This window comes from Methylorubrum podarium (genome assembly GCF_022179745.1).
Classification (GTDB): domain Bacteria; phylum Pseudomonadota; class Alphaproteobacteria; order Rhizobiales; family Beijerinckiaceae; genus Methylobacterium; species Methylobacterium podarium.
On sequence record NZ_BPRD01000396.1, the window covers coordinates 1 to 5655 of the forward strand.

Consider the following 5655-nt stretch of genomic DNA (forward strand, 5'->3'; position numbering starts at 1 on the left):
CCAGGGCGAGCGCCAGGGCGTAATGGCCGATCTCGACGATCACCGGCGGCTCCCTCGCGCGGTTTCGATCCGGATGGTCATGGGAATCCTCACCGCTCGCTGCGCTGGCCCAGGGTGGCGTCGGCCGAGGCCGGCTTCGCCGCGTCCTTCGGGGCCTCCTTCGCCGCTTCCTTGCCGGCGCCCTCCTGCCAGCGTCCCTGCGCCTTGAGGGCGTCGGCGACCTCGCGGGGCATGTAGTTCTCGTCGTGCTTGGCCAGCACGGTGTCGGCCCGGAACACGCCGCCGGCATCGAGGGTGCCCTCGGCGACGATGCCCTGGCCCTCGCGGAACAGGTCGGGCAGCAGGCCGCGATACTGCACCGGAACCGTGGCGTTGGTGTCGGTCACGGAGAACTCGACGTTCTGGTCGGGCCCGCGCTTGACAGACCCCTCCGTCACGAGGCCGCCGAGACGGAAGCGGGTGCCCGGCGCGACGCCCTGCGTGGCGACCTCGGCGGGGGAGCGGAAGAACACGATCGAGCCGCTCATCGCCGACAGGATCAGCCCGAGCGCCAGCGCCAGCACGGCGCCGCAGGCGGCGATGAGGATCAGGCGGCGGCTCTTGCGGGTCACGACGGTTCCGTCCCGATTCGTCGGCTTCTTCTCGACCCTTCCGGCTGGCGAATGCCTGAAGGCCCCCCGACATCTGCATCTTATCGAAAGACCGGTTTCGGCCCGACCGCCCGCCGGGTCAAGGTTGTACGGGCGGGACCGATTGTCAGGGGACGTGTCCCGCCGCGGTCCCATTCAAGCATCGTCCCGGATCGGGGATCCAGGACGATGCTCGAAATTCCTGTTTTTGCACCGGTTTTTCCCAGACGAGCCGGCGGCCGCCTCTCGGGACGACGCTCTACGGCTGGGCCGGGTTCAGGCCGAGTTCCCTGCCCAGCGCGTCGAGGCGTTCCACCGCGGTCGGGTTGGCGGCGAGCGCCATCTTGGCCCGGTCGAGCGCCTGCGCCGCGGCCGGGCGGTCGCCGAGGACGCCGTAGGAGCGCACGAGCCGCATCCACTCGTCGGCGGAGCCGCCCTTGGCGGCGAGCCGCCGGTCGAGGCTCGCGACCATGCCGCGGATCGCCGCCTCGCGCTCGGCCGGCGGCATCGCCTTGACCGCGGCGGCCGCGGCGTCGGGCTCGACGGTGGTCTTCTCCCCGATCCGCTCGCCGGCCTTGTCGCCGGTCTCGGGCTTCGGCGGCGCACCGGCCCCGGCCCCGGCGAGGCCGAGTTCGTGGGCCTGCACGTCGAAGCGTGCCAGGGCTCCCCCGTCGTCGCGAAACGCCTTGCGTGCCCGTTCCAGGGCGTCGAGCGCCTTGTCGCGCTCGCCGAGCACCGCGTGGGAGCGCACGAGGCGCAGCCACTCGTCGGCGGAGCCGCCCTGCTTGGCGAGGCGCCGCTCCAGCCCCTCGACCATGCCGCGGATCGCGTCGATCCGCTCGGAGGGCGGCAGCGCCTGGATGTTGCTGCCGGGCCCGGCCACCGGGGCTTCGGCCCGCGCCCCCGGCCGGGCACCCTCCTTGGCGCCGTCCTTGGTGCCGTCCCCGCCGCCCTCGGCCGCCGACCCGGAGACGGTCTCGCCCTTCAGCCGAGAAAGATTCTCCCGCACCGTCGGCAGCCAGGGGGCATCCGCGGGCGCGGAGGCCGCCATCGCCTCGAGCCGCCGCACGGCGCCGGCGACGTCGCCGGCCTGCTCGTCGCCGCGGGCGAGGTAGAACTGGGGCTTGGCCGCCTTCGGATCGGCCGCGAGCGCCCGGCCCAGCACCTTGCGCGCCTCCGGCGAGACCGTGCCGTCGGCCGCCGCGACGAGCGCCTCGCCCCAATCGGACAGGGCGTGGGCGTCCTCGCCCTTGAGGCGAACCAGGGCCGCGTAGGCGCGGGCCGCGTCGTCGAACCGCCCGAGCCGCATGTAGACCGGCCCGAGCACGCTCCAGCCGCGGGCATCGTCCGGGTGGTTGGCGAGCCGCGCCTCGATCTGGCCGATGGCCGTCATCAGATCCTGCGCGCCGGCCCGGGTCGCCTTGCGGTCGGCGTCGGTCTGCGAGGGGAGATTCGGCGAGCCGTAGAGGCCGTAGACGACGAGGGCGACGAGGGGGATCGTGGAGAGCGCGAAGGCGGAGGCCGCCCGGCGCTGGCGCAGATGCGGCTCGGCGATCGGCGCGGCGGCCGACGTCTCGGCCCGCTCCTCGCGGCTCGCCCGCAGCAGCCGGCGCGCGGCCTCGGCGCGCGCGGCCTCGGCCTCGGCCGGAGCGATGAGGCCGCGGCCGAGATCGCGCTCGATCTCGGCGAGCTGGTCCTCGTAGAAGCCGGTCTCGGTGGCGAGACCGTCGCCGCCCTCCGCCTCCGGTCCGGCCCCCGGCCGGCGGCGGCGCGACATCGGCCAGAGCAGCGCGAACACGGCCGCGCCGGTCATGGCCGCCAGGATGAACCAGATCGCCGTCATCAGACCCAAAATTTTCAGCTCGGCCCCGTGTAGAGCCCGAGCGGGGCCCGCACGACATCGCTTCCGGGCGACACGTCGTCACGCGCGGGGAGCGAAGCACGGCCATAGCACAGGCGGACCGGTCCGTAACCGTCGCGGAGCCCGCTGCGACTCAGCGTTGTCCGGCCCCCGCGGGCGCGTCGCCCGGCACCTCGATCACCGCGCGCAGGCCCCCGAGCGCCGCCGCCTCCAGGCGGAACCGGCCGCGATAGAGCGCGGCCAGGTCCGCCACGATCGACAGGCCGAGCCCGGAGCCGGGCTTGGTCTCGTCGAGGCGCCGGCCGCGCTTGAGCACCGCCGCGCGGTCCTCCTCCGGCAGGCCCGGCCCGTCATCCTCCACCGCCACGAGCAGGTGGGGATAACCGTGCTCGCCTGTCGGCGCGGCGGAGATCGAGACCCGGCCCGCCGCCCATTTCGAGGCGTTGTCGACGAGGTTGCCGATCATTTCCTCGAAATCCTGCTTCTCGCCGCGGAAGCGCAGGCCCGGCGGGACATGGACCTCGTAGGCGATGTCCTTGTCGCGGTAGATCTTTCCGAAGGTGCGCACGAGGCCGGCGAGCGCCGGCTCGACCTCGGTGGAGGTGCCCAGCGTGCCGGCGAGCGCGGCGGCGCGGGCGCGGTCGAGATGGTAGTTCACCTGATCGCGCATCACCGCCGCCTGCTCGCGGATCTTCTCCGACAGTTCCGGGGGGGCGTCGCTGCCGCCGGCCTCGTTGACGATGATCGAGAGCGGCGTCTTCAGGGCGTGGGCGAGGTTGCCGACCTGGGTGCGGGCGCGCTCCAGGATCTCGCGGTTGGTCTCGATCAGGAGGTTGATCTCGCCCGCGAGCGGGGCGATGTCGCGCGGGTACTCGCCGTCGATCCGGTCGGCCTCGCCGCGGCGGATCGTGCCGAGCGCGGTGCGCAGCTTGCGCAACGGCGCGAGGCCGAAGCGGATCTGCAGGAGCGCGGTCGCCGCGAGCGAGAAGCCGAGCAGGCCGAAGGTCATGAACAGCGAGAAGCGGAAGCGCTCGACGTCGTTGACGATCTCGTCGGCGGGTCCCGCCACCCGCACGGTGTAGCGCCCGTCGGCGCCGACATCGACGTCGCGCTCGACGATGCGCAGGGTCCGGTCGTCCTGGCCCTTGCCGTAGCCCTGGCGGATCTGGCCGATGGTCGCGGTGCCGGCCTGATCGGGCCCTTTGAGCGGCACGCCGACGAGCGAGCGCGAGGTGCGCAGGTCTCGCGGCTTCGCGTCGGGGCGCCCGACCTGCCAGTACCAGCCCGACAGCGGCAGGTCGAAGCGCGGATCGCCCAGCGAGAAAGAGCGCGTCTCCGGCTCGCTCGGGCTGACGAGGTCGGTGGCGAGGTTGTTGGCGAAGACGAGCAGGCGGCTGTCGAAGGCGCGCTCGGTGTTCTCGCGGTAGAGCGTGGTGAGGATGAAGGCCGCGATGACGAGGATCGCGGTGCTCGACAGGAACGAGGACACCGCGAGCCGGACCGCGATGGAGCGGCGGCGCAAGGGGAGCCAGGCGAAGCGGTCGGTCATGAGCCTTTACTCGGAACGCAGCTCGCTTGCGGCGGCGCGGGCATGTACATCATGCGCGTCGACCCTCTACACCGCCACGAAGGGAGGCGCCCATGGCCCTGCACATCCGCGATGCGGAGACGGACCGCCTCGTCCGCCTCCTGGCCGAACGGAAGGGTGTCCCGCTCACCGAGGCGATCAAGGTCGCCGTGCGCAACGAGCTGGAACGGGAGGAGCAGCGGCCCGGCCTCTGGGAGCGGCTGAAACCGCTGCACGAGCGCGTGGCCGCACGGCCGTCCACCGGACTTGAGGCGGATAAGGCTTTCTTCGACGGGCTGAACGACGCGTGATGTTCGTCGACGCCTCCGCTCTCATCGCCATCATCACGGAGGAGCCGGAGGGCCGAGCCCTCGCCGGGCGACTCGACGGGGCGGAGGCGGCGATCACGTCGCCGATCGCCGTCTACGAGGCGGCTCTCGGCATCGCCCGCAAGAAGCAGGGCGGCCTCAAGGCGGCCCGAGCGGATATCGAGATGCTGCTCGACCTCGCGCGGATCGGTCTCGTCCCGATTACCGCGGAGGATGCGGACCGGGCACTGGATGCCTTCGAGCGCTACGGGAAGGGAACCGGGCATCCGGCCCGCCTCAACATGGGCGACTGCTTCGCCTACGCGGTCGCGCGAAATCACGGCGTGCCGCTCCTCTACAAGGGCGAGGATTTCGCACTCACCGATCTCGGCGGCCAATGACCGTTCAACCCCGCCCCGCCGGCTGGTTCGGATCGATCAGGTAGCCCAATCCCCGCACGGTCTGGATCAGGTCCACGGCGAGCTTCTTGCGCAGCCGCCCGACGAACACCTCGATCGTGTTGGAATCGCGGTCGAAATCCTGATCGTAGAGGTGCTCGGTCAGCTCCGCGCGGGAGACGACGCGGCCGGTATGGTGCATCAGGTAGGAGAGCAGCCGGTACTCGTGGCTCGTCAGCTTGATCGGGGCGCCGTCGACGAAGACGCGGCCCGAGCGGGTGTCGAGGGTGACCGGACCGCATGAGATCTGACTGCTGGCATGACCGGCCGCGCGGCGAAGAATCGCGCGCACCCGGGCCATCAGCTCCTCCATGTGGAAGGGCTTGGTGACGTAGTCGTCGGCGCCCGCGTCGAAGCCGTCCACCTTGTCGGACCAGCGGTCGCGGGCGGTGAGGATGATGACGGGGGTCTTCACCCCGGCCCGGCGCCAGTTCTGGAGCACGGTGACGCCGTCGGCCTTGGGCAGGCCCATATCGAGGATGATCGCGTCGTAGGGCTCGTTCTCGCCGAGATAGCCGCCCTCCTCGCCGTCGAACGCCTTGTCGGCGACGTAGCCGGCCTCTTCCAGCGCGGCGACGACCTGCCGGTTGATGTCACGGTCATCCTCGACCACGAGCAGACGCACGGTCGGTTCCTCCTCGTCACAGGCGGCGCACCGCCCCTTACCACTGCCCGCTCACCTGTCCCGACTGGGCATCGACCATGACGTGCATGAACTGCCCGTCCCGGCGCAAGGCCGTCAGCAGGTAGACGAGCCCCGTCTCGTGCCGGCACAGGCTGGCGCGCTGGATCTCGGCGCGGGGGATGATCTGGCGCGCCGCGCGGATCGCGG

The 5655-nt window shown here is 71.9% G+C and carries 7 protein-coding genes; 2 read left to right on the plus strand and 5 right to left on the minus strand.

The window, feature by feature from the left end; translation table 11 throughout:
* Positions 1-89 precede the first annotated feature (89 nt).
* The 3 genes from ccmE to MFF42_RS18955 form a co-directional block, all read right to left on the minus strand.
* On the minus strand, positions 90-611 hold the full coding sequence (gene ccmE / locus MFF42_RS18945; RefSeq protein ID WP_238257134.1) for a cytochrome c maturation protein CcmE: 522 nt from the start codon (positions 609-611) through the stop codon (positions 90-92).
* A gap of 277 nt (positions 612-888) precedes the next feature.
* The gene (gene ccmI / locus MFF42_RS18950; RefSeq protein ID WP_238257135.1) at positions 889-2472 is read right to left on the minus strand and encodes a c-type cytochrome biogenesis protein CcmI; all 1584 of its coding nucleotides are present in this window, start codon (positions 2470-2472) and stop codon (positions 889-891) included.
* Positions 2473-2623: 151 nt separating this feature from the next.
* Positions 2624-4039 (minus strand): ATP-binding protein, encoded by a 1416-nt coding sequence (locus tag MFF42_RS18955; protein ID WP_238257136.1) that lies wholly within the window; start codon positions 4037-4039, stop codon positions 2624-2626.
* Between the two features lie 92 nt (positions 4040-4131).
* Here MFF42_RS18955 and MFF42_RS18960 point away from each other — a divergent pair, with 92 nt between their 5' ends.
* Complete coding sequence (locus MFF42_RS18960; RefSeq protein WP_238257137.1) at positions 4132-4368, plus strand: type II toxin-antitoxin system VapB family antitoxin; 237 nt, start codon at positions 4132-4134, stop codon at positions 4366-4368.
* Complete coding sequence (locus tag MFF42_RS18965) at positions 4368-4766, plus strand: type II toxin-antitoxin system VapC family toxin (RefSeq protein ID WP_238257138.1); 399 nt, start codon at positions 4368-4370, stop codon at positions 4764-4766. Before MFF42_RS18960 ends, MFF42_RS18965 begins: the two co-directional genes overlap by 1 nt.
* 4 nt (positions 4767-4770) lie before the next feature.
* Here MFF42_RS18965 and MFF42_RS18970 read toward each other — a convergent pair whose 3' ends face one another.
* Together MFF42_RS18970 and MFF42_RS26600 are read right to left on the minus strand one after the other, a co-directional pair.
* Positions 4771-5448, minus strand: coding sequence for a response regulator transcription factor (locus MFF42_RS18970; protein WP_238257139.1), 678 nt, complete (start codon positions 5446-5448; stop codon positions 4771-4773).
* 37 nt (positions 5449-5485) lie between these two features.
* On the minus strand, positions 5486-5655 hold a 170-nt coding region (locus MFF42_RS26600), incomplete at its 5' end, for a PepSY domain-containing protein (RefSeq protein WP_373875196.1).